19 protein-coding genes and 1 pseudogene are annotated in these 23593 nt (G+C 67.4%); 13 read left to right on the forward strand and 7 right to left on the reverse strand.

Annotated features, from left to right (window positions below):
- Nucleotides 1-64: 64 nt before the first annotated feature.
- Nucleotides 65-1651, forward strand: coding sequence for a Na+/H+ antiporter (locus tag SRB17_RS05290; protein ID WP_323375015.1), 1587 nt, complete (start codon nucleotides 65-67; stop codon nucleotides 1649-1651).
- A gap of 119 nt (nucleotides 1652-1770) precedes the next feature.
- Nucleotides 1771-2511, forward strand: a complete 741-nt coding sequence (locus tag SRB17_RS05295) for an SDR family NAD(P)-dependent oxidoreductase (protein ID WP_153534939.1) — start codon at nucleotides 1771-1773, stop codon at nucleotides 2509-2511.
- Here SRB17_RS05295 and SRB17_RS05300 read toward each other — a convergent pair.
- Complete coding sequence (locus SRB17_RS05300; protein ID WP_153534941.1) at nucleotides 2483-3556, reverse strand: mechanosensitive ion channel family protein; 1074 nt, start codon at nucleotides 3554-3556, stop codon at nucleotides 2483-2485. The two genes, SRB17_RS05295 and SRB17_RS05300, sit on opposite strands and share 29 nt — an antisense overlap.
- 104 nt (nucleotides 3557-3660) lie before the next feature.
- Between SRB17_RS05300 and SRB17_RS05305 the strand changes: the two genes are divergently transcribed.
- Nucleotides 3661-4239 (forward strand): dienelactone hydrolase family protein, encoded by a 579-nt coding sequence (locus SRB17_RS05305; RefSeq protein ID WP_153534943.1) that lies wholly within the window; start codon nucleotides 3661-3663, stop codon nucleotides 4237-4239.
- 7 nt (nucleotides 4240-4246) lie between these two features.
- Here SRB17_RS05305 and SRB17_RS05310 read toward each other — a convergent pair whose 3' ends face one another.
- The 4 genes from SRB17_RS05310 to SRB17_RS05325 form a co-directional block, all read right to left on the reverse strand.
- Nucleotides 4247-5917, reverse strand: coding sequence for an alkaline phosphatase D family protein (locus SRB17_RS05310; protein WP_323375016.1), 1671 nt, complete (start codon nucleotides 5915-5917; stop codon nucleotides 4247-4249).
- A gap of 94 nt (nucleotides 5918-6011) precedes the next feature.
- Nucleotides 6012-6824, reverse strand: a complete 813-nt coding sequence (locus SRB17_RS05315; protein WP_153534945.1) for a DsbA family protein — start codon at nucleotides 6822-6824, stop codon at nucleotides 6012-6014.
- Nucleotides 6825-6890: 66 nt separating this feature from the next.
- A complete protein-coding gene (locus SRB17_RS05320; protein WP_153534947.1) occupies nucleotides 6891-7589 on the reverse strand; it encodes a hypothetical protein in 699 nt (232 codons plus the stop codon).
- Between the two features lie 67 nt (nucleotides 7590-7656).
- Nucleotides 7657-8982 (reverse strand): DUF2252 domain-containing protein, encoded by a 1326-nt coding sequence (locus SRB17_RS05325; RefSeq protein ID WP_153534949.1) that lies wholly within the window; start codon nucleotides 8980-8982, stop codon nucleotides 7657-7659.
- A gap of 263 nt (nucleotides 8983-9245) precedes the next feature.
- Here SRB17_RS05325 and dnaE point away from each other — a divergent pair, with 263 nt between their 5' ends.
- The gene (gene dnaE, locus SRB17_RS05330) at nucleotides 9246-12785 is read left to right on the forward strand and encodes a DNA polymerase III subunit alpha (protein ID WP_323375017.1); all 3540 of its coding nucleotides are present in this window, start codon (nucleotides 9246-9248) and stop codon (nucleotides 12783-12785) included.
- Between the two features lie 81 nt (nucleotides 12786-12866).
- Here the strand turns inward: dnaE and SRB17_RS45320 are convergent, their stop codons facing one another.
- Nucleotides 12867-13043 carry a hypothetical protein gene (locus SRB17_RS45320; RefSeq protein ID WP_194293900.1) on the reverse strand — a complete coding sequence of 59 codons (177 nt, stop codon included), beginning with the start codon at nucleotides 13041-13043 and terminating at the stop codon, nucleotides 12867-12869.
- Between the two features lie 225 nt (nucleotides 13044-13268).
- Here SRB17_RS45320 and SRB17_RS05335 point away from each other — a divergent pair, with 225 nt between their 5' ends.
- The 4 genes from SRB17_RS05335 (at nucleotide 13269) to SRB17_RS05350 (ending at nucleotide 17128) form a co-directional block, all read left to right on the forward strand.
- A complete protein-coding gene (locus tag SRB17_RS05335; RefSeq protein WP_323375018.1) occupies nucleotides 13269-14483 on the forward strand; it encodes an NYN domain-containing protein in 1215 nt (404 codons plus the stop codon).
- Nucleotides 14484-14564: 81 nt separating this feature from the next.
- Nucleotides 14565-15578, forward strand: coding sequence for an ABC transporter ATP-binding protein (locus SRB17_RS05340; protein ID WP_323375019.1), 1014 nt, complete (start codon nucleotides 14565-14567; stop codon nucleotides 15576-15578).
- A gap of 64 nt (nucleotides 15579-15642) precedes the next feature.
- Nucleotides 15643-16464 carry an ABC transporter permease gene (locus SRB17_RS05345; RefSeq protein WP_323375020.1) on the forward strand — a complete coding sequence of 274 codons (822 nt, stop codon included), beginning with the start codon at nucleotides 15643-15645 and terminating at the stop codon, nucleotides 16462-16464.
- Between the two features lie 34 nt (nucleotides 16465-16498).
- Nucleotides 16499-17128: an AAA family ATPase gene (locus tag SRB17_RS05350; protein ID WP_323375021.1), complete on the forward strand. Its 630-nt coding sequence runs from the start codon at nucleotides 16499-16501 to the stop codon at nucleotides 17126-17128.
- Between the two features lie 170 nt (nucleotides 17129-17298).
- Here SRB17_RS05350 and SRB17_RS05355 read toward each other — a convergent pair.
- Nucleotides 17299-17460: pseudogene (locus SRB17_RS05355) on the reverse strand (Cys-tRNA(Pro) deacylase); the annotation flags it as partial.
- Between the two features lie 43 nt (nucleotides 17461-17503).
- Here SRB17_RS05355 and SRB17_RS05360 point away from each other — a divergent pair.
- The 5 genes from SRB17_RS05360 to SRB17_RS05380 all read left to right on the forward strand — a co-directional run bounded on the left by SRB17_RS05360 (nucleotide 17504) and on the right by SRB17_RS05380 (nucleotide 23520).
- Nucleotides 17504-19186 carry a recombinase family protein gene (locus tag SRB17_RS05360; protein WP_153534955.1) on the forward strand — a complete coding sequence of 561 codons (1683 nt, stop codon included), beginning with the start codon at nucleotides 17504-17506 and terminating at the stop codon, nucleotides 19184-19186.
- 127 nt (nucleotides 19187-19313) lie between these two features.
- Entirely contained in the window at nucleotides 19314-19502 is a 189-nt protein-coding gene (locus tag SRB17_RS05365) for a hypothetical protein (RefSeq protein WP_153534957.1), read from the forward strand.
- Between the two features lie 385 nt (nucleotides 19503-19887).
- Nucleotides 19888-20052 carry a hypothetical protein gene (locus SRB17_RS05370; protein WP_153534959.1) on the forward strand — a complete coding sequence of 55 codons (165 nt, stop codon included), beginning with the start codon at nucleotides 19888-19890 and terminating at the stop codon, nucleotides 20050-20052.
- A 1703-nt stretch (nucleotides 20053-21755) separates the two neighbouring features.
- The gene (locus SRB17_RS05375; RefSeq protein ID WP_153534961.1) at nucleotides 21756-22064 is read left to right on the forward strand and encodes a hypothetical protein; all 309 of its coding nucleotides are present in this window, start codon (nucleotides 21756-21758) and stop codon (nucleotides 22062-22064) included.
- A 133-nt stretch (nucleotides 22065-22197) separates the two neighbouring features.
- On the forward strand, nucleotides 22198-23520 hold the full coding sequence (locus SRB17_RS05380; protein WP_153534963.1) for a phage major capsid protein: 1323 nt from the start codon (nucleotides 22198-22200) through the stop codon (nucleotides 23518-23520).
- The last annotated feature ends 73 nt before the right edge of the window (nucleotides 23521-23593 follow it).

Genomic DNA, 23593 nt, shown 5'->3' on the forward strand with positions numbered 1-23593 from the left:
CGCCGCCGGTCGGATGGCAGGCTTGAGGCCTGCCGTGTGATCGTCGACCCCCGGAGCGCCGTCCGTGGATCAGTTGGCTCTGTTGTTCGTCCTGCTGCTCGGGGCTCTGGTGAGCGTCCCGCTGGGGGATCGGTTCAGGGTGCCGGCGCCGGTGCTGATGACCCTGTTCGGCGGCGCCCTCGCGGTGGCCGACTTCGTGCCCAACGTGAACATCCCGCCCGAGCTGATCCTGCCCGGGCTGCTTCCGCCGCTGCTCTACGCCGCCGTACGGCGCACCTCCTGGCGGCAGTTCGCGGCCAACGTCCGCCCGATCCTCCTGCTGGCCGTCGCGCTGGTGTTCGTGACGATGGCGTGTGTGGCGTTCGTCGCCAGCGCGATCGTGCCGGGGCTGCCGATCGCCGCCGCCTTCGCGCTCGGCGCGCTGATCGCCCCGCCCGACCCGGTCGCCGCGACCAGCGTCGCCGGGCAGCTCGGGCTGCCGCGCCGCCTGGTGTCGATCCTGGAGGGCGAGGGGCTCTTCAACGACGTCACCGCCATCGTGCTGTACCACGTGGCGATCGCCGCGGTCGTGAGCGGCTCGTTCTCGGCGTGGCGAGCCGGCCTGGACCTGGTGCTGTCCGCAGTCGTCGCGGTGGCCGTGGGCCTGGTGCTCGGCTGGGGCGCGAACAGGCTCATGGACCTGCTGGGCGATCCGACCCTGCAGATCGGCATGACCCTGCTGGTGCCGTACGCCTCCTACGTGCTCGCGGAGAAGCTGCACGGCTCCGGGGTGCTCGCGGTGCTCACCACGGCGCTGTTCCTCGCCGAGTACGCCACCGGCGCCGACGACGTGATGACCCGGCTGGCCGGGCACACCTTCTGGGACATCATCGACACCCTGGTCACCGGTGTGGCGTTCGGGCTCATCGGCCTCGAACTGCACAACGCCATCCGGACGGCCCAGGGCCGCTGGGGCGAGTTGCTGGGCTGGGCCGCCGCCGTCGTGGGTGTGGTGATCGTCGTACGGCTGGTGTGGCTGCTGCCCGCCACCTGGCTGACCAAGCGGCTGCACGCGCGGCGGGACTACGACGAGGAGATCCCGGTCAGCTGGCGGGAGACCGTCGTGATGTGGTGGTCCGGGATGCGCGGGGTGGCCTCGGTGGCGCTGGCGCTGGCGGTCCCGCTGAAGACCGACGACGGCTCCCCGTTCCCCGACCGCGACGAGATCGTCTTCATCGCCTTCGGGGTCATCATCGTCACCCTGGTCCTGCAGGGGCTCACGCTGCCGTCCCTCGTGCAGTGGCTCGGGGTGCGGGCCGACTCCGAGCGGGAGCAGGAGTTCGAGAAGGAGCTGGCGGTGCGGGCCGCGAAGGCGGCCAAGCGCAGGCTGCGGGAGATCGAACAGGTGGAGGAGCTGCCCGAGGACCTGTCGGAGCAGATGCTGCGGCGCGCCTTCGACATCGGGATCCGGATCAGTCCCGACATGGGCGAGGAGGAGCGGCGGGAGGCCCAGCATCAGCGGGCCAGGCGGCTGAAGCGGGTCCGGAACATCCAGAACGAGATGCTGAGCGCGGCCCGGCACGAGGTCCTGGCGGCGCGGAGCGAGCCGGGGGCGGATCCGGAGATCGTGGACCGGGTGCTCAGACATCTCGACGTGCGCAGCCTGCGGTGATCCTCGCGGCTGGACGGCCGCTGTGGATGAACAGCCACTGTGCACGAATAGTCGTACAAACATGCCGGACCTGTGGATAAATCCCGGCATCGTCGGCGGTTCGCTCCTACTCTCGGATCATGACTCGCAACATCGTGATCAGTGGTGGTGGTACGGGCATCGGGCTGGCGACGGCGCAGATGTTCGCGGCGGACGGCGACCGGGTGCTGTTGCTGGGGCGGCGTGCGGAGGTGCTGGAGAAGGCGGGGGTGCCCGGCTCCGTCACCTGTGCGGCGGACCTGACCCGGCCGGCGGACGTACGGCGGGTGGCCGAGTTCGTCGCCCGGGAACTCGGCACGGTCGACGTGCTCGTGCACAGCGCCGGCGGCGCCGGGGGCCAGCATCCGCCGGCCGGTGCCGACGACCCCCTGGAGCAGGTGGCCCACGCCTGGACGGACAACTTCCGGCTCAACACCCTGACCGCCGCTCTCCTCACCGAAGCCCTGAAGGACCGGCTCGCCGAACCGGGCGGGCGGGTGCTCTTCCTGAGTTCCATCGCCGCCTACCGCGGTTCGGGCAGCGGCGCCTACGCGGCGTCCAAGGCAGCGCTGCACCCGTACGCCCACGATCTGGCCCGGCAGCTGGGACCGCACGGCATCACCGTGAACGTGGTCGCGCCCGGTTACATCGAGGACACCGAGTTCTTCGGCGCCGGCCCGGCGCCGGAGCGGCGGGCGCAGCTCATCGCCGAGACCTCGACCGGCCGCGCCGGGATACCGGGAGACGTGGCCGCGACCCTGCACTGGCTGGCCTCGCCCGCCGCCGCTCACGTCACCTCACAGATCATCCAGGTCAACGGGGGCGCGGAACGCGGCCACTGACCGGGTCCGAGGGACGCGGCACCGCCTCGGAGGTGTTGACGCGGGGCAGCGCGTAGGGGTGCTCCGCCGCCAGCCAGGCGATCATCTGCTCGCGCACCGCGACCCGCACGGTCCAGATGTCGTCGGCGTCCTTCGCGGTCATCAGGGCCCGCACCTGGACGGTGTTCGGCGTGCTGTCCGTCATCACCAGGCCGTAGGCGCGGCCGTCCCAGGCGGGGCTCTCGCGCAGGATGTCGCGCAGCTTCTCGCGCATTGCCTCGACGGGCGCGGTGTGGTCGAGGTGCCAGAAGACGGTACCGGTCATCTGCGGGGTGCCCCGCGACCAGTTCTCGAAGGGTTTGGAGGTGAAGTACGACACCGGCATGGTGATCCGCCGCTCGTCCCAGGTCCGTACCGTCAGAAAGGTCAGGGTGATCTCCTCGACCGTGCCCCACTCGCCGTCCACGACCACCGTGTCGCCGATGCGCACCATGTCGCCGAAGGCGATCTGCAGCCCGGCGAACATGTTGGACAGGGTCGACTGGGCGGCGACACCGGCCACGATGCCGAGGATGCCCGCCGAGGCCAGCAGTGAGGCGCCGGCCGCGCGCATCGCCGGGAACGCCAGCAGCATGGCGGCGATCGCCACGACGATGACGATCGCGGACACCACCCGCATGATCAGCTCCACCTGGGTGCGGACCCTGCGCACGCGGGCCGGATCCCGGTGTGCGCGGGCGTAGCGGCTGTAGGAGGTCTCGACGATCGCCGCGGCGATCCGGATCACCAGCCAGGCGGCGGAACCGATGAGCACCAGCGTCAGCGTCCGGCCGATGCCGGGCTGGTGCCGCTCGAGCAGCTTCGCCTGGTCGTACGACCCGCGGAGCAGGGCGGCGCACAGCACGAGCTGGTAGGGGACACGGCCGCGGCGCAGCAGCGCCCACAGCGGTGAGTCATGGTCGCGTTCGTCGGCCTTGCACAGCACCCGGTCGGTGGCCCAGCCGATGACGAGCGTGAGCAGCACCGAGCCGCCGATCACGATCACAGGACGGACTAGGTTCTCCATGCCTGCGCTCCTAACCGGTGCCGCGCGGCCATGAACATGCGAATTCCGCGCGTTCCTGGGCCACGGGCGCTCGGCGGTGTCGCACCGGCTGGCACCATGGCCTCATGAACATCATGCTTTTTCACTCGACCTACGGCCTCAGGCCCGCGGTGCGCGAGGCCGCGGACCGACTGCGCGCGGCCGGTCACGAGGTGTGGACGCCGGACCTCTTCGAGGGGCGCACGTTCGACACCGTCGAGGAGGGCATGGGTTTCAAGGAGTCGATCGGCAAGGAGGAGCTGCTCAAGCGAGCCGTGCTGGCGGCGGCCCCGTACTCGGACCGCGGGCTGGTGTACGCCGGGTTCTCGCTCGGCGCATCGATCGCCCAGACCCTCGCCCTCGGTGACGACAAGGCGCGCGGGCTGCTGCTTCTGCACGGCACGTCGGACATCGCGCCCACGGCGCACGTGGACGAGCTGCCGGTGCAGCTGCATGTGGCCGAGCCGGACCCGTTCGAGACGGACGACTGGCTGACCGCCTGGTATCTGCAGATGGGCCGGGCCGGAGCCGATGTGGAGGTCTACCGGTACGCGGGTGCCGGGCACCTCTACACCGACCCCGAGTTGCCGGACTACGACCGCGAGGCCGCCGAGGCCACCTGGCGGGTGGCGCTCGGCTTCCTCGACGGCCTGCGGTCCGAGTAGCCGCCGGCTACACCGGGGCGTAGGTCCGCTCGACCTTCTGCGTGCCGCTGCGGGTGCGGTAGGAGCGCACCCATGTGGAGGTCGCGTTCCGGTCGGTGCGGTCGGAGAGGACGTAATAGTCCATCTGCGCGCGCTCGTCGGTGATGTCCAGCACGCCGTAGCCGTGCCGGTCGGTGTCCACCCAGTGGACGTGCCGGTTGGCGGCCTCGATGAGCGGCGCGGCGATGGCGGAGACGGTGCCCTCGGGCACCTTGACGATGTCGTCGAGGTTGTCGGACGTTACCGAGGTGATCACGAACTCGGTGGCCGCCGACGGCGACAGCGGGTAGGTGCCCGCGTTCACCGGCACGTCGTTGGCCCAGGACATGTGGATGTCACCGGTCAGGAAGACGGTGTTGCCGATGGCGTTCGAGCGCAGGTGGTCGAGGAGTTCGCGGCGGTCGTGGGTGTAGCCGTCCCACTGGTCGGTGTTGACGCCGATGCCGTCCTGCGGCAGGTCGAGCAGCTTGGCGAGCGGCTTGAGCAGGTCGGCGGTGAGCGAGCCGATGACGAACGGCGCGATCATCACCGAGTTGCCGACAAGACGCCACCTGGTGTCGGAGGCCTTCAGGCCCGCCTTCAGCCAGTCGAGCTGGGCCCGGCCGGTGATCGTCCGGCTCGGGTCGTCCACCGAACCGCTGCCCGCCGACGCCTGCTGGGAGCGGAAGGAACGCAGGTCCAGCAGCGACAGATCGGCGAGCTTGCCGAACCGCAGCCGCCGGTAGGTGGTCCCCTCGATCGCGGGACGGACCGGCATCCACTCGAAGTAGGCCTGCTTGGCGGCCGCCTTGCGGGCGGTCCAGGTGCCCTCGGCGCCCTCGGTGTGGTTGACCGCCCCGCCCGACCAGGCGTTGTCGGCGAACTCGTGGTCGTCCCAGATCGCGACGACCGGCGCCTTCAGGTGCAGGGCCTGCAGATCGGGGTCCGTCTTGTACTTCGCGTGCCGGATCCGGTAGTCGGTGAGCGTGATGATCTCGTTGGCCGGTGCGTGCGGGCGGACGACCGTGCCGCGCGCCGCGTACTCGCCGGACTTGTACTCGTAGATGTAGTCGCCGAGGTGCAGCCAGGCGTCCAGGTCGTTCCGGGCCGCGAGGTGGCGGTAGGCGGCGAAGTAGCCGGCCTCCCAGTTGGCGCAGGTGACCACGCCGAAGCGCAGGCCGGACACGCTCGCGTCGGCGGCCGGCGCGGTGCGCGTACGCGCCACCGGGGAGTCGGTGCCGCCGGCGGAGAACCGGAACCAGTAGTCGGTCGCCGGGTCCAGGCCGCGGATGTCGGCCTTCACGGTGTGGTCGGAGGCGGCGGTCGCGGTGAGCGAACCCTTGGCGACGACGTTCGCCAGCGTCTTGTCCGTGGCGACGACCCAGCTGACCTCGGTGTCCGGGCCGACGCCGGAGCCGGGTGTCGCGTCCGGGGCCGGGGTCACCCGGGTCCACAGCAGGATGCCGTCGGGCAGCGGGTCACCGGAGGCGACACCGTGCAGAAAGGCGGGGGCCTGGTCGGCCGCGCGCGCCGGCAGGCCGACGGCGAGCGGGCCGGCCAGTACAGCCGTCGCCGCCGCGGCCTTGACGACCGTACGGCGGCGGGGCGAGAGGGAGTTGAGGCCCTTTGATGCCTCGGATGATCTGCTTCGACTGGTCACGGCCGATCAGGTTACTGACCGGTACGCACACAAGAGCGGGCGAACGCTCAATGTTCGCCCGCTCTTCACGGGAACGTCGGATTCCGCCGGGTGGTCAGCCCTTGAGCGCCGCGTCGATGGCCGTGTTGAACTCGGCCACGGTCATCGGCGGGTTCTTGCCGTCGGAGCCCGTCAGCGTCTTGCCGTCCATCTTCAGGGTCGGGGTGCCCTGTATGCCGTCCTTGTCGAAGATCTTGGACTCCTCCAGCGCCCACCGGTCGTAGGTGCCGTCCTTCACGGCCTTCTGGAACGCCGCGTTGCCCTTCAGGGCGGGCACCGTGTCGGCGATCTTGATCAGATAGGCGTCGTCCTTGAACTTGTCGTCGTTCTCGTCGGGGTGCCACTTCGTCGAGTACATGGCGGCCTTGTACTCGAGGAACGCCTCAGGGCTGACGTTGAGCGCGGCGCCGAGGGCGCTGAGCCCGTTCTTCGAGCCCACCCCCGGCAGGTTCTTGTCGAGGAAGGTCGCACCGACGTACCGGAGCTTGAACTTGCCGTCGTCGATGTCCTTCTTCACCGTCGAGCCGACGGTCTGTTCGAACTGCGCGCAGACCGGGCAGCGCGGGTCCTCGTAGATGGTGAGGGTCTTCGTGGCGGTGCTCTTGCCGATGACGACGGTCGTGCCGTCCGCGCCCGTGGTGTTGGCCGGCTTCACGAGCGGCTCGGTCTTCGCGGCGTCCCACCCGGTGGGCTTGTTCTCCTGGACGACGGCATAGCCGATGCCGCCGGCCGCGGCCAGCACGGCCACGACCGAGGCGGCCACGATGACCTGCCGTTTGGCCTTGTCGCGCTTGGCCTGGCGCTCGCGCTCCTCGCGCAGCCGCTCCCGCGCCGCCGTCTTCGCCGTCTGGCTGTTCCGCTTGCTCATATTCGTGATCTCCATATGGGACGCGCACATGCCGTACGCGGGATACGTGTGGGGGACTGGAAGTGCTCAGGCCTCGGCGCCGAGGGCGAGGGCGGGCGAGCACGGCGGTCCACGCCGTCCCAGGGAGTGCACGAGAAGCCGGTCGCGGGCGGCGGCCCGGCGCGGGGCCGGGCGCGGCAGCCGGGGCGCCGGGGTCAGCCGGACGGTGACGGCGGCGCCCGCGAGCAGCAGCGGCCGGAAGGTGGTGGTGGCGACCGCGCGCAGCAGCTGCACCAGCGCCCGCTCGCCCCGGCGCAGCCAGGCGGCGGCGAGCAGGCCCACGCCGACGTGCGCGGCGAGCAGCAGCCAGGCGGCCGCCGGACTGGCGTGCGCGAGCAGCGCCCCGGGGCGGCCGTGCGCCCCGGCCATCTGGGCCAGCGGAGAGCCGACGGCACCGCCCTGGCACAGCACGTCGAAGCCGACCGCGTGCAGCGGGCCGGCGATCGGGCCGCCCGCCCTGCCGTAACAGGTGTTCTGCCCGGTGGTGAACACCGTGTCGGCGGCCAGTTCCAGCGGGATCAGCAGGGCCGCGATCCGGCCGAAGCCGCGCTCGCGGCCCGCCAGCGCGTACGCGCCGGCGAACACTCCGGCGGCGACCGCGAGCACGGTCGCCACCGGCAGCGGGGCCCGGGACAGCAGCACGTGCGACGCGGTGCTGAGCGTCACGACGACAGCCGTGAACAGCGCCGCGCGCACGGCTCTGAGCTGGGTCCCGGATATGTCCATAGCGAGAGAAGAGTCTGACACGTAGCCGGTTAAGGGACCCCTAAAGGGTGCCTGTGAGTGCCGAAGGTTACAGCCCCGGAATCCGGCCGTTGCGGAACAGGTCGACGAAGATCTGGTGGTCGGCACGCGCGCGTGCGCCGTACTCGTGCGCGAAGTCCACCAGGAGGGGCGCGAAGCCCTCCTCGTCGGCGGCGATGGCCGCGTCGATGGCCCGCTCGGTGGAGAACGGCACCAGGGACTCGCCGGAGGTGTCGTCCGCCGCCGCGTGCATCGTCGCCGTGGCCCGGCCCAGGTCGGCGACGACCTGCGCGATCTCCTCCGGGTCGTCGATGTCGCCCCAGTCCAGGTCGACGGCGTACGGCGAGACCTCGGCCACCAGCTGGCCCGCGCCGTCCAGCTCGGTCCAGCCCAGCCACGGGTCGGCGTGCGCCTGCAGGGCGCGCTGGGAGATCACCGTGCGGTGGCCCTCGTGCTGGAAGTAGCCGGCGATGGCCGGATCGGTGATGTGCCGGGAGACGGCCGGGGTCTGGGCCTGCTTGATGTAGATCACGACGTCGTTCTCCAGGGCGTCGCTGTGCCCCTCCAGCAGGATGTTGTACGACGGCAGACCGGCCGAGCCGATGCCGATGCCGCGGCGGCCGACGACGTCCTTCACGCGGTAGGAGTCGGGGCGGGCCAGGGACGAGTCCGGCAGCGTCTCCAGATAGCCGTCGAAGGCCGCGAGGACCTTGTAGCGGGTGGCCGCGTCCAGCTCGATGGAGCCGCCGCCCGGCGCGAAGCGGCGCTCGAAGTCGCGGATCTCGGTCATCGAGTCCAGCAGCTCGAAGCGGGTCAGCGAGCGGGCGGCGCGCAGGGCGCCCAGCAGCGGGCCCTCGGCACTGTCCAGGGTGAACGGCGGCACCTCGTCGCTCTTGGCGCCCGTGGCCAGGGCGTGGACGCGCTCGCGGTAGGCGGCGGCGTAGACCGTCACCAGCTCGGTGATCTGCTCGTCGCTGAGCGCCTTCGCGTACCCGATGAGCGCGATCGACGCCGAGAACCGCTTCAGGTCCCAGGTGAAGGGGCCGACGTAGGCCTCGTCGAAGTCGTTGACGTTGAAGACCAGCCGGCCGTTGGAGTCCATGTACGTGCCGAAGTTCTCCGCGTGCAGATCGCCGTGGATCCACACGCGCGAGGTGCGGTCGTCCAGGAATGGACCACCGCGCTTCTCGGCGTCGAGGTCGTGGTAGAAGAGGCCCGCGGTGCCCCGGTAGAACGCGAAGGCCGAGGCCGCCATCTTCCGGAACTTCACCCGGAACGCGGCCGGGTCGGCGGCCAGGAGCCGGCCGAAGGCGGTGTCGAAGACGGCGAGGATCTCCTCGCCGCGCTGCTCGTCGTTGAGCTGGGGGACCGACATCGCGGGGTGCCTCCTGGTGCTTTCCGTGCCTACCTGAACGACAGCGTTTCTGCCGTCTCCAACGGGCGACGCCACGCGGGAGTGCCCGGTTCCCGCACGAAGGTACGCAGAGACTCCCCGCGAGTGTCAGTCCCGGGGCATAGACTTCGACGCTGACCCCAGAACTGTCCGCCAGCCCGTCGCCGAGTGCCCACCCGTCACCCGACCGCCGCCCCTCATCGAGGCGCTACGCGCCGCTGCGTTTAATTGTTGGAGGCCATACCGTGTCAAAGCCGCCGTTCACGCACCTGCACGTCCACACCCAGTACTCGCTGCTGGACGGTGCCGCGCGGCTCAAGGACATGTTCAACGCCTGCAACGAGATGGGCATGACGCACATCGCCATGTCCGACCACGGCAACCTCCACGGGGCGTACGACTTCTTCCACTCCGCGAAGAAGGCCGGAATCACCCCGATCATCGGGATCGAGGCGTATGTCGCCCCCGAGTCCCGGCGCAACAAGCGCAAGATCCTCTGGGGCCAGCCGCACCAGAAGCGGGACGACATCTCCGGTTCCGGTGGTTACACCCACAAGACGATGTGGGCCGTGAACAGGACCGGCCTGCACAACCTCTTCCGTCTCTCCTCCGACGCCTACGCCGAGGGCTGGCTGCAGAAGTGGCCCCGGATGGACAAGGAGACCATCGCCCAGTGGTCCGAGGGCATCGTCGCCTCCACCGGCTGCCCCTCCGGCGAGGTGCAGACCCGGCTGCGCCTCGGCCACTTCGACGAGGCACTGAAGGCCGCCGCCGACTACCAGGACATCTTCGGCAAGGACCGGTACTTCCTGGAGCTGATGGACCACGGTATCGAGATCGAGCGCCGGGTCCGCGACGGCCTGCTGGAGATCGGCAAGAAGCTCGGCATCCCCCCGCTGGTCACCAACGACTCGCACTACACCTACGCGCACGAGGCCGGCGCCCACGACGCCCTGCTGTGCATCCAGACCGGCAAGAACCTCTCCGACCCCGACCGCTTCAAGTTCGACGGCACCGGCTACTACCTGAAGTCCACGGACGAGATGTACGCCATCGACTCCTCGGACGCCTGGCAGGAGGGCTGCGCCAACACGCTCCTCGTCGCCGAGATGGTCGACACGGACGGCATGTTCGAGAAGCGCGACCTCATGCCCAAGTTCGACATCCCGGAGGGCTACACCGAGGTCACCTGGTTCAAGGAGGAGGTCCGCCGCGGCATGGAGCGCCGCTACCCGGGCGGCGTCCCCGAGGACCGCCAGAAGCAGGCCGACTACGAGATGGACGTCATCATCTCGATGGGCTTCCCCGGCTACTTCCTCGTCGTCGCCGACTTCATCATGTGGGCCAAGAACAACGGCATCGCCGTCGGCCCCGGCCGAGGCTCCGCGGCCGGCTCGATCGTCGCCTACGCCATGGGCATCACCGACCTCGACCCGATCCCGCACGGCCTGATCTTCGAGCGGTTCCTCAACCCCGAGCGCATCTCGATGCCCGATGTCGACATCGACTTCGACGAGCGCCGGCGCGTCGAGGTGATCCGGTACGTGACCGAGAAGTACGGCGCCGACAAGGTCGCCATGATCGGCACCTACGGCACCATCAAGGCCAAGAACGCGATCAAGGACTCCGCGCGCGTGCTGGGCTACCCGTACGCGATGGGCGACCGCATCACCAAGGCCATGCCCGCCGACGTCCTCGGCAAGGGCATCCCGCTGTCCGGCATCACCGACCCCGAGCACCCCCGGTACTCGGAGGCGGGCGAGGTCCGCTCGATGTACGAGAACGAGCCGGACGTGAAGAAGGTCATCGACACCGCGCGCGGCGTGGAGGGCCTGGTCCGGCAGATGGGCGTGCACGCGGCCGGCGTGATCATGTCCAGCGAGACCATCACCGAGCACGTCCCGGTCTGGGTCAGGCACACCGACGGCGTGACCATCACGCAGTGGGACTACCCGAGCTGTGAGTCGCTCGGCCTGCTGAAGATGGACTTCCTGGGCCTGCGCAACCTCACGATCATGGACGACGCGGTCAAGATGGTGAAGGCCAACAAGGGCCTCGACATCGACCTGCTGTCCCTGCCCCTCGACGACCCCACGACCTTCGATCTGCTCCAGCGCGGCGACACCCTCGGCGTCTTCCAGTTCGACGGCGGCCCCATGCGGTCCCTGCTGCGGCTGATGAAGCCCGACAACTTCGAAGACATCTCCGCCGTGTCGGCCCTGTACCGGCCGGGCCCGATGGGCATGAACTCCCACACGAACTACGCGCTGCGCAAGAACGGGCAGCAGGAGATCACGCCGATCCACAAGGAGCTCGAAGAGCCCCTGAAGGAAGTCCTGGACGTCACCTACGGCCTGATCGTCTATCAGGAGCAGGTGCAGAAGGCCGCCCAGATCATCGCGGGCTACTCGCTCGGCGAGGCCGACATCCTCCGCCGCGTGATGGGCAAGAAGAAGCCCGAGGAACTGGCGAAGAACTTCGTCCTCTTCCAGGAGGGCGCGCGCAAGAAGGGTTTCAGCGACGAGGCCATCCAGGCCCTGTGGGACGTGCTGGTCCCGTTCGCGGGATACGCCTTCAACAAGGCGCACTCCGCCGCGTACGGCCTGGTGTCGTACTGGACGGCCTACCTCAAGGCGAACCACCCCGCCGAGTACATGGCCGCGCTCCTGACCTCGGTCAAGGACGACAAGGACAAGTCGGCGGTCTACCTCAACGAGTGCCGTCGCATGGGCATTCGGGTGCTCCCGCCGAACGTCAACGAGTCCGAGGCCAACTTCGCCGCCCAGGGCGACGACGTGATCCTCTTCGGCCTCTCCGCCGTCCGCAACGTCGGCACCAACGTGGTCGAGTCGATCATCAAGTGCCGCAAGGCGAAGGGGAAGTACGCCTCCTTCCCCGACTACCTCGACAAGGTCGAGGCGGTGGTCTGCAACAAGCGCACCACCGAATCGCTCATCAAGGCCGGCGCCTTCGACACCATGGGCCACACCCGCAAGGGGCTCACGGCGCAGTACGAGCCGATGATCGACAACGTGGTCGCGGTCAAACGCAAGGAGGCCGAGGGGCAGTTCGACCTCTTCGGCGGCATGGGCGAGGACACCGGCAGCGAGCCCGGCTTCGGACTCGACGTGGAGTTCTCCACCGACGAGTGGGACAAGACCTATCTCCTCGCCCAGGAACGGGAGATGCTCGGTCTGTACGTCTCCGACCACCCGCTCTTCGGCCTGGAACACGTCCTCGCCGACAAGGCCGACGCGGGCATCGCCCAGCTCACCGGAGGCGAGCACGCCGACGGCGCGGTCGTCACCATCGGCGGCATCATCTCCGGCCTGCAGCGCAAGATGACCAAGCAGGGCAACGCCTGGGCCATCGCCACCGTCGAGGACCTCGCCGGCTCCATCGAGTGCATGTTCTTCCCGGCGACCTACCAGCTGGTGTCGACCCAACTCGTCGAGGACGCCGTGGTGTTCGTCAAGGGACGCCTCGACAAGCGGGAGGACGTGCCCCGGCTCGTCGCCATGGAGCTGATGGTCCCGGACCTGTCCAACGCGGGCACCAACGCGCCGGTGATCCTCACCATTCCGGCCACCAGGGTCACCCCGCCCATGGTCAGCCGCCTCGGCGAGATCCTCAGCCACCACAAGGGCGACAGCGAGGTCCGCATCAGGCTCCAGGGCCCGCGCAAGACCACCGTGCTGCGCCTGGACCGGCACCGGGTCAAGCCCGACCCCGCGCTCTTCGGCGACTTGAAGGTGCTCCTCGGCCCCTCCTGCCTGGCCGGCTGACCCGTGACAACATGAGCACGCGCGAAGGGGCGCACCCGCCAAGGGTGCGCCCCTCCTGTGTGCCTGGGCTTCAACTGCCCTTTAGTTGTGGCCGAAGCTCTTTCGCTTCTTGCCGGCAACATCCGCCGGGCTGCCCTGGATGTGCGACACCGGCGACTCGTGGGCCTCCGTCTGCCGCTGCGCGTGCTCGTGGGCCTGCTCGGCCTGGGGCGCGCGGTTCTGCGGGCCGGCCTGCTTGCGGTTCTTGTTCTTGGCCATGGTGATCTGCCTCCTGTGGGGGATCTAGGGGCCAGGGCCGGGACCAGATTCACATACGCTGACATCAAGCGCATGTCGGATAATTACCGTGTGTGACAGGGGTGGTGGGGGAACGGGATCCGGAAACGCCACGCCGAAGATCGAGTTCGGGCCGTTAACCCCCGCGGCGTCGGGCAGACTCGAAGGAAGTCCGAAGCAAAACCTCCCGGGAAGAGGGTGAGTCGCGTGGACCGCTGCATCGTCCTGGTGGACGCCGGGTACCTGCTGGGAGCCGCCGCCAGTCTCCTCGCCGGTGAGCCCTCGCGGTCCCGGATCACCGTCGACCACACCGCGCTGATCCAGGCGTTGCGGGTGCGCGCGGAGTCCGACACCGAGCGTCCCCTGCTGCGCATCTACTGGTTCGACGGCGCCCCCGACCGCGTCCCCCAACCGGAGCATCGCCGGCTGCGCGTGATGCCCCGGGTCACCGTCCGGCTCGGCGCCCTCACCCGCAGCGACGGACGCTGGGCGCAGAAGGGCGTGGACGCCGCCATGCACGCCGAGCTGACCGAGCTGGCCCGCAACCGCGCCTGCTCCGACGTCGTCCTCGTCACCGGCGACGGCGATCTGCTGCCCGGCATGATGGCCGCCAAGGAGCACGGCGTCGCCGTCCACCTGTGGGCCGTCCAGGCCGCCGACGGCGACTACAACCAGTCCGAGGACCTGGTCGCCGAGGCCGACGAGCGGCGCGTGCTGGACCGCGCCTGGATCACCCAGGCCGTCCGCGCCAAGGAACTGACCGGCGTCTGTGCCCCGCCGCCCGCGCCCCGGCCCGAGATCGCCGCGATCCTCTCCGCGCCGCTGCCCGAGTCCGCGCTCGCGGCCGCCGAGCGGCAGGACGAACAGGGCGCGCCCCCGCAGGCCGTGGCGGGGACCGAGAACGGCACCCAGGAGCGGGCCGGCGCCCACAAGGGCGTCCCCACCCCCAAGGACCTCGCCGCGCTGCGCGCCCCCGGCGCCCAGCCCGCCCAGCAGCCGGCGACCGCCACCCTGCGCTGGTCCTCCGACAAGGGCTGGGTGGACCGGCCCGGCGTGGTCGCCGAGCCGCCCGAGGTCGCCTCCATGCCGACGCTCGCCCAGCTCACCACGGCGGAGCAGCGCTGGGCCGACCGCGAGGAGGACATCACCACCGTAGGCGGCGACCCGTACGAGGTGGGACAGGTCTTCGCACGCCGCTGGATTTCCCGGCTCGGCGACCAGAGCCAGCTGCAGAGGCTCTCGCAGCTGTATCCCCGGATCCCGCACCGCATCGACGGCGAGCTGCTGCGCTACGCCGCGCGGTTCGGGCTGCTCGCCCACAAGGACGACCAGATCGACGAGCACGACCGCTACGCCATTCGGGCGGGGTTCTGGCGGGAGATCGACGTGCCGGCGGCGGCGGAGAGCGTGACGGGGGAGTGACGGCTGGCACTTCTTACCGGTCGCGTACGGAAGTGGCCCCAAAGGCGAGTAAAGCGGTCCGACCCCGTACCCTCGTCCCTTGTGAGTACGCGCGCGGCACAGGCACCTTGGCATGACGAGGTCGTACGCGTGCGCGGGCTCGGCAAGACCTACCCGGCCGTGAAGGGCCGGCGCGGCGCGCCCGGCACCCCCGAGGTGCGGGCCACCGACGATGTCGAGCTGGACGTGCGGCGCGGCGAGGTCTTCGGGCTGCTCGGGCCGAACGGCGCCGGCAAGTCCACGCTCGTACGGCAGCTCACCGGGCTGCTGCGGCCGGACACCGGCAGCATCGAGATCCTCGGGCACGACATCGTCCGGCACCCCGAGCGGGCCGCGCGCCTCCTCGCCTACCTGGGGCAGGAGTCCTCCGCGCTGGACGAGCTGACCGTCTCCCTCGCCGCCGAGACCACCGGACGCCTGCGCGGCCTGGACCTGCGGCAGGCTCGGGCCGAGCGGGACGCCGTACTGGAGGAGCTGGGGCTCACGCCGATCGCCGGGCGGGCGCTGAAGAAGCTGTCCGGCGGGCAGCGGCGGCTCGCCTGCTTCGCGGCCGCCCTCGTCGGCGAGCGGCCGCTGCTCGTGCTGGACGAGCCGACCACCGGCATGGACCCGGTGGCCCGACGCGCGGTCTGGGCGGCCGTCGACCGGCGGCGCGCCGAGCGCGGTACGACCGTGCTGCTGGTCACCCACAACGTCATCGAGGCCGAGACCGTGCTGGACCGGGTCGCCGTCGTCGACCAGGGCCGGGTGATCGCCTGTGACACCCCGGCCGGGCTGAAGGAACAGGTCGCCGGCGAGGTGCGGGTCGAGCTGGTGTGGCGGGACCGGGCGCCGCTTCAGGTGCCCGAGGTCGCCGCACTGCGCGAGCGCGCCGTGGAGTCCGGCCGGCGCTGGACGCTGCGGCTCGCGCCCGAGGAGGCCCGCGCCGCTGTCGCCACCGTGACCGGCGGGGCCGCCTTCACCGCCCTGGACGACTTCACCCTCGCCACGCCCAGCCTGGAGGACGTCTACCTGGCGCTCGGCGGCGCGGCCCGGCAGGGGTTGGTGAAGGCGTGAGCGCGCGGACCGCGGCATACGTATGGGTGTGCGCGACTGCCGTACGGAAGAGGAGCAGCTCGTCGTGAGTGTCGTACCCGCGGAGGTTCTGCCGGGCGGTGCCCGGGCGGTGCCGGAGACGGCGACCGGCGCGGCCGAACTCGGCCCGGCCGCGCGGCTGTGGCCGTCCCTGGCGGCCGTCTACCGGGCGCAGCTGTCCCGTGCCCGGGTGGCACGGATCCCGCTGCTGTTCGTGGCCACCTTCCAGTCCGTCGGCATCGCCGTGATGATGCGCGGTGTCGTCGACAGCGGGAGCGAGGCCCAGTCCGTGGTGGCGGGATCGTCGGTGCTCGTCGTCGCCTATGTGGCGCTGAACCTGCTGTCGCAGTACTTCGGGCAGCTGCGGGCGAGCGGCGGGCTCGATCATTACGCCACCCTGCCGGTGCCGCCGGCCGCCGTGGTGCTCGGCGCGGCGGCGGCCTATGCCTCGTTCACGGTGCCGGGGACGCTGGTGACCGCCGTCTTCGGGTGCGTGCTGTTCGGGCTGCCGCTGGGCAATCTGTGGATTCTGCTGGCCGTGATCCCGCTCGCCGGGGCCGCGCTGTCCGGGCTCGGCGCCGCCTGCGGACTGCTCGCGCCACGGCCCGAGCTGGCCACCCTGCTCGGGCAGCTGGGCATGTCGGCGGCGCTGCTGCTGGGTGTGCTGCCGGCCGACCGGATGCCGGAGGCCGTACGGCTGGCCCGGGATCTGCTGCCGTCGACGTACGGTGTGGAGGCGTACGCCAGGACCTTCGGGGCCCATCCGGACTGGGCCGTCGTCCTGTTCGACCTGGGGGTGTGCGCGGGTGTCGGGGTCGTTTCGCTGGCCGTGGCGGCCCGGGCGTACCGCAGGGCCGCCGTCCGGTGACGCGGCGCACAGCGCGACCTGGCACGATGTCAGGGTGACCGCACCGTTGACTCCGCCTACGCCGCCGCACAACCAGTCCCCGAACGACGTCTGGCAGGCGCCGCCGCCTGCCGGGCTGTCCGGGGGCGTGTACGAACAGGACGGCCCCGGGATGAAGACCGAACTGCGGGATGCCGCCGTGATCACGGTGGCCGTGGCGTTGGGCGGGGTGCTGTTCGGGCTGCTGTGGTGGTGGCTGGCGCCGCAGGTGCCGCTGGTCGGTGACGTGGTCGACAAGAGCTGGGTCGTCTACCTCAAGGACAGCGAGGGCGAGCAGGCGGTGGGGGTGGACGGAACGTTCGCTCTGCTGGGGCTGGGCTTCGGGCTCGTCAGCGCGGTGGTCGTCTCTCTGCTGCGGCGGCGTGGGGGTGTGCCGGTCGTGGTGGCGCTCGGGCTCGGGGCGCTGCTCGGGTCGGTGCTGGCGTGGCGGCTGGGGGTGTGGCTCGGGCCCACGTCCGACGTGCTGGCGCACGCCAAGCAGGTGGGGAAGGGGGTCACCTTCTCGGCGCCGCTGAAGCTGGGGGCCAAGGGGGCGCTGCTGGCCTGGCCGTTGGGTGCGTTGCTGGTTCACCTCGGGCTCACGGCGCTGTTCGGGCCCCGCGATCCCGAGATACCGGCACCGTGACCAGGGGGCTCCGCCCCCCTGTACCCCCGTTTCGCACCCACCCACCGGTCTCGGTCGGCTGAGAAGGCACCGCGCCCGCCGAGCCCCTCAGGCAGGGCACCCGGCGTCAGCCCCGCCCGGCAGCCGCCCGATCCGCCTGCCGCAGGCGATGGGTGCGAGCAGCGTGTTCGTCAGCCCCGCCCGATCGGCGCCAGCACCGCTCCCGTCAGCTTCGCCAGGGCCTCCGGTGCCAGCTCCACCTCCAGGCCCCGGCGTCCGGCCGACACGCAGATCGTCTCGTGGGCCTCGGCCGAGTCGTCGAGGACGGTCGGCAGCCGCTTGCGCTGGCCGAGTAGGTGACTTGTCAGACACCTCGTGTATCCCTACCCTGCCGTCATGGCCAAGCTACGCGCAGTGCTGGCGCTGCGGATCTCAGACCTCAAGGACGAGTCCACCAGCATCACCAGGCAACGGGACATCACCAGCCGTAAGGCTGGTGAGCGGGGTATGGAAGTCGTAGGCGAAGCGTGCGACGAAGACGTAAGCGCGTCTAAGGTCGCGCCTCAGGATCGGCCGGAGCTAGGCGCATGGATGCGCCGGCCAGATGAATTCGATGCCTTCATTTTCTGGCGTCAGGATCGCGCGTTGCGATCCATGGCAGATGCGGCAGATCTCTGCCGTTGGGCCAAGGACCACAAAAAGCGGCTCATCTTCTGTGAGGGTGGCATTGAAGAACTGGACCTGACTAACGCCGCTTCAGAGTTCATGGTCATGGCGTTTGCCTTTGCTGCGCAGATGGAGGCGCAGGCAATCAAGGACCGTGTCAATTCATGGTATCGCCATGCCAGGAAGACCACTCGTTCAACAGGTGGCGCTGCACCCTTCGGCTACAGGTACGTCAATCTTCCTGGTGGCGGAGTCGGGTACGAGATTGACCCCGAAAGCGCGGAGCTTGTCCGCGAGGCAGCGCAGAGGGTATTGGATGGGGACTCTCTTAACGAGATCTCCCAAGACTGGAACGCCCGCGGCATTCCGACGAACCTTGACCGGGCCAGGATTGGTAAGGGCAAGGAAACGAAGAGCGGAGCATGGACAGGGAATAGGATTGGTCTCATCCTGCGTTCCGAAGGGACGCTAGGCAGAAAGATGGAAGCCAAGAAGGACGAGAACGGCAATAAGATCGGCATGAAACCCGTTCTCGTCAATGGGGAGTATGTCAAGGTTGCTGATCCCGTTCTCACGCTGTCTGAGTGGCAGCAAGTGAACGAGGTGCTAGACGCTCGTTCCGTCAAGAAGGTACGTAGCGACCAGACATCCGCCTTGCTAGGCGTTGTCTTCTGCGCGTGTGGCGCTCCGATGCGTCACAACTACCGCCGTAGGCAGAATAAGAACGGAACTTTCCGAGAGTACCGGTACTACATGTGCCGTGGGGCGAAGGACAGTAAGCCTTGTCCTCAGCATGCATTCCGTACCGATACGCCAGACGGTGTTGAGGCAATCGTAGAGTTCATCTTCCTTGGGAAGCTTGGCGGCGTTGAGGTTATGCGCCGCAAGTACATTCCTGGCGAGGATCACACAGCGGAACTGGAGTCCGTCAAGGCCAGAATCAAGGCCATGCGTTCCGACCGTGCGGCCGGCGCCTACGACGGACCCGAAGACGAAGCTGAGTACCAGGAAGACATGCGGTATCTCGTTTCGGAGCGAAAGCGCCTTGAGGCGCTGCCCAAAGTCCCCGCTCGGTACGTCCAAGAGCCAACGGGGGAGACCTTCGGGGAACTGTGGCAGCGACTGGACCAGGAAGGGCGCCGACGGTTGATGCTCAACTCTGGTGCTCGCTTCATGTTCAAGCACCATCAGGGAACCCGACAGACCATCTTGGGCACGTCGGTGCCGTGGGAAGGCCCCGTGATGGCCTTCCATCTGCCTGAGGACTTGGAGCAGCGCGCCCAAGAGCACGTCCAGGGAGGCACTGTGGCGCCCGTGGGAGCTGACGTGCTGTCCGCCCTGTCTGAGGGAGCTTGGGTGCCCCTGGAGTCCATCCAGAAGTTCATGCCTGTCGGAGTGTCGGCAGACGCTTAGGGGAGTAGAAGGGTTGACAGTGACGACACATGTCGTCATGCTCATCCCAGCAACACGACGAAGGGCCGCGAGGCGGCAACCTCAACGGCCCTTCTGACCGATCACCTTGGCTAGAAGGAGAGCGGCTGTGTCCGATGCTACAGCCCTGCCCACGGGGCAGGAACAGCAGTCTGAGCGCTTCACGTTCGGACTCATCAGCGACGTGTTCGCCGTGCTCAATCAGCACGGCTACGTCAGGGGCAGCAACGGCGACGTCGGCAAGGCCGTTGGAATCATGATGGACCTGGTCCGCGCCTACGAGGGCGGCGACCGGTGAACCCCACACGAGTCATCGAAGACGAAGATGACCTCCAAGTCTTGGAGGTCGATTACGGCAAGTCCGTTGGATGGCTGGTCTTCCTGGCGGAAGACATGGCGGACGCAGACCTAGACATCCTGCCGGCCGATGCCGTAAGGGTCGAGCAGAGCTTTACCAATGGTGTGGTATTCCGCTCCTATTGGCTTCCGCGGCCTCTGACAGCCGCTGAGGAGCGATACGAGCCACCCATGGCGGTACGAGACGCATGATGCGCTGAAAGGCGCTCACAAACGAATACAGAGCCTCAGGGCGCCCCCAATGTGAAGGCATTGGGGGCGCTTTGTTATTGCCTACCAACCGACCGAAGGGAGAAAGCATGCTTACTGGCGTTGACGTCCACCGCATGGAGGACGATGACCCTACGAAGTTCATCATGATTCAGTTTGAGGGCGCCTCAGACAAGGAGATTGCCGATGCAGTCCGCGGCATGCGCCATGAGGCGCAGCGTATCGGGCCTCTTCTCGTCATGGCTTTCCTGGACGTGCCGAACGATGGTGATAGTGAGTGAGTATCACTATCAACGGCCCTTGGGTGGCCGTGTCTCAGAGCGTCGCGCGAGAGCGCGCGATGGACCACACCATCAAGCCCTTGGCCATGCGCGTCTACTTCATCGCGGTAGCCGAGATGAACCGCATTGGACATGCTGAGTTCGCCCCTGGCGCCCTGGGGAGCGCCCTGGGCACTGTGGACGCCAGGACGGGCGAGATGGCGCCTGTGCACCCTGTGACGCTCTCTAAGGCCATCAAACAAGCCAAGGGATGGGGACTCATCTCTGAGGACTCCTCAGCGCGTTGCCTGGTGATTCCTGCCTACGCAGCCCAGAAGGGCAGCAACGGCACAGGGTTCTGCCGACACCATGGCGTCAGGGTTCGTGACCTTAGTCCAGTGCCTACGGAGTGAGTTTTTAGCCTGTCAGGCTAAGGCCTTTAGCCTACGAGGCTAAACGGCAACCCTGTGATCAGGGGAAACGTAGTTTTGCTCTCTATTCTTTTAGGGCACCTTCGGTGCCCATCCCATGACCGATGAATCACAAGACATACAGGCGCCTACGGGCGCCATTGAACTATGACTATCAATCAACGCCGTGCCGGCCGAAGAGCCGGCACGGCTTATCCATGACTAGATAAGTTACTTATCAGTAGCAAGCCATGGGCTTGCATGGTTATTGATCAGTAATTGATCCGGCCCTAGGCCATGAGGCCATGGGCCGCTAACTGATGGATTGATGCGCCGTAGCCACGGCGCTATTTGACGCGTTGGCCTTGAATGATCGGCCAACGGTATATGTCTAGTGATGTTGATTTGATCGGCCATCGCCTCACGATGGCCTCTGTCTTTATTGTGAACTGATCGGCCGTAGTCACGGCCGTTATTTGTCAGCCATCGATTCGCCATCGAAGAGATGGCTTCTCTCTGTCTTGCCAAGGAGGTTCTTCAATGAGCATTGATATAGCCGACGTCATGGACGCCGGCCTGACGATTCATAATCCCATCGCCCCGAGACGTTCGGGGCGGAAGCATGACATCACGCAGCCTTGCGCTGCGGTGGAAGTGAGAAGAATGAAAATCCCTGAGAGCCCTCCTGACGCCATGGAGGGCGTTCCCCTGTGGGAGATACCGGCCGCACAGCGTTCGGCCGTTATACGAGCTAGAGAGCGTGCCGCAGCACGCGCAAGACAGAAGGCATGGAACACGGCCCATGGCCGTGTTGAGTTGAGTGATGGAATGAAGAGCTATACCGGCACCTGTCAGGAGTGCCGGGAGTCTTTCGCTGTCCAGCGTTCCGCGGCCTCAAGCCGCAAGTGGCCAAGCGTTTGCGACGGCTGCAAGGATCACCGTCGCCGGAAGCAGACTGCCGCGCGAGTACGTAAACATCGCGCGGTCAAGGCAGAACTAGGTATGTAACGCTTTACCTAGACTAATAGAGGGAAAAACCCAAGGAGACTCCTTCGAGTCGTCGCAACTGGACGTGCCCCTACATAGGCTCGTCTGTCCTATGGCGTGTTGAAAGCGCATAGGCGCGCAGTGGAACCCACTTGAGATGTGGCACTGCACTTATACCCGCGACTGCTCATCGCGGGGTCCTCCTTTGGTTGGGTGGTTAGCCGCCTGTCGACGCTGCATCTGGTCTTTAAGTTTCCAGAACCGCCGGCAGGCGGCGTCCTTTTATCCTCTCGGAACCAAGAATCGACCATCAAAGGAGTCTGATCCATGAGCGAATTTGCATCCCTGCGCGAGACCATCAGGAAGATGTCTCCGCGTCAGCGGTACCTCACTGCTCTCGTATGCCGCGAGAGCGAAAACGAGCTTTGGCATGCCCTTGCGATTGACATTCTGCACTTCGGCGCCTTTGAGCGCGCCAGGGAAGACGCAGTGATTGCGAGCTATGAGCAAGAGCTGAGAACGGCGCATCGCGCCGAGATGGAGCACATAGAAGCTTCTCTGCCACCGCTACCGCGGTGGTCGGAGATCTCGGGAGTTAAGGGGCTGGAGAGCCAGGCTGACGAGACAAACAAGTAACAACCCATATTGAGTCAAGGCCCGGTCCGTGGATTCGGATTCGGGCCTTTGTCATGCCGTATGTCGGTGGACTCCGACTTAAAGCGTGGCCATGTGGGCTTCCAAATTTCGACCCTTTTGGAGGTCCATCAAAATGACTAAGTACCAGATGCTTGCCGATCTGCGCACCAAGCGCACTGAGGCACGCAACGCGATTGATTCCATTCTGGCGGTTGCCGAGAAGCACAATCGATCGCTGTCCAGTGGCCAGCAGAGCCGGTTTGATGCTCTGTCCACTGAAGTTCGCGGCTATGACGAGCGTATCCAGGAGCTTGAAGAGCAGATTGCCGCGGAAGCGGCGGCAGCTCCTATGGCTCGTAAGTACGCTCCGTCTGTCAGCGTGACGCGCAATGAGTCGACTTACCGCAAGGATGGTAGTCACTCCTACTTCCGGGATCTCTACCAGTCCCGCAACGGCAACGCAGATGCGGCTGACAGGCTCCGCAGGAATAACGAAGAGCGCGCCATCTCGACCACGAATGGCGCTGGCGGTGAATTCGCTCCGCCGATGTGGCTTGAGGATGAGTACGTGAAGTTTGCGCGTCCTGGACGCGTGACTGCCAACCTCATTCCGACCGAGGATCTGCCGGCCGGAACGGACGTTCTGAACGTCCCGAAGATTACTGGTGGAACGGGTGTTGCGTCTCAGGCTGCTCAGAATACTGGAATCCAGCAGACTGACATTACGACCAGCAGCATTGCTGCCCCGGTCGTGACCATTGCTGGTGGTCAGACGGTTTCTCTCCAGCTTCTGGAGCAGAGCCCTCTGAACATCGACAATGTGATCCTGTCGGATCTCGCTGCCGCGTATGCGCAGACCCTTGACACTCAGGTTCTTTCGGGTCCGGGTACGGGTGGTCAGCTCACTGGCCTCACGACCCTGAGCGGCACGCATAGCGTGACGTACACCAGCGCATCCCCGACTCTGTTCGGTGCTGGGAATCTGTATAACCAGATGGCGAATGCCATTCAGCAGATCAACGCGTCTCGCTACCTGCCGCCGGATGCCATTGTGATGCATCCGCGGCGTTGGGCCTGGATTTCCACTCAAGTGGATTCCCAGAACCGGCCGGCCATCCTCCCTCACGATCAGGGACCCTTCAACTCGATGGGTATCCAGACTGAGCAGACTGCCGAAGGCGCCGTTGGCCGGATGTTCGGACTCCCGGTTTTCCTGGACAACAACATCCCGACCAACCTTGGTGCTGGCACGAATCAGGATCAGATTCTGATTGCCAGGCTTGCAGACTCGATGCTCTTCGAGTCTCACATCAGGGCGGAAGCCTTCCAGCAGACGTACGCTCAGAACATGAGCGTCTTCGTCCGCCTCTACAACTACGCCTCTTTCGTGACGTCGCGATACGCTCCGTCTATCGCTGTGATTCAGGGAACTGGCCTGGTTAACCCGACCTTCTAAGGTCAAGCGTGCTGGGATGTCAAAGTCCCAGCACGCACCAATGCCGACGTCAAAGTCACCCATGACTGAGTAC

This window comes from Streptomyces sp. RB17, from assembly GCF_009604455.1.
Lineage (GTDB): Bacteria > Actinomycetota > Actinomycetes > Streptomycetales > Streptomycetaceae > Streptomyces.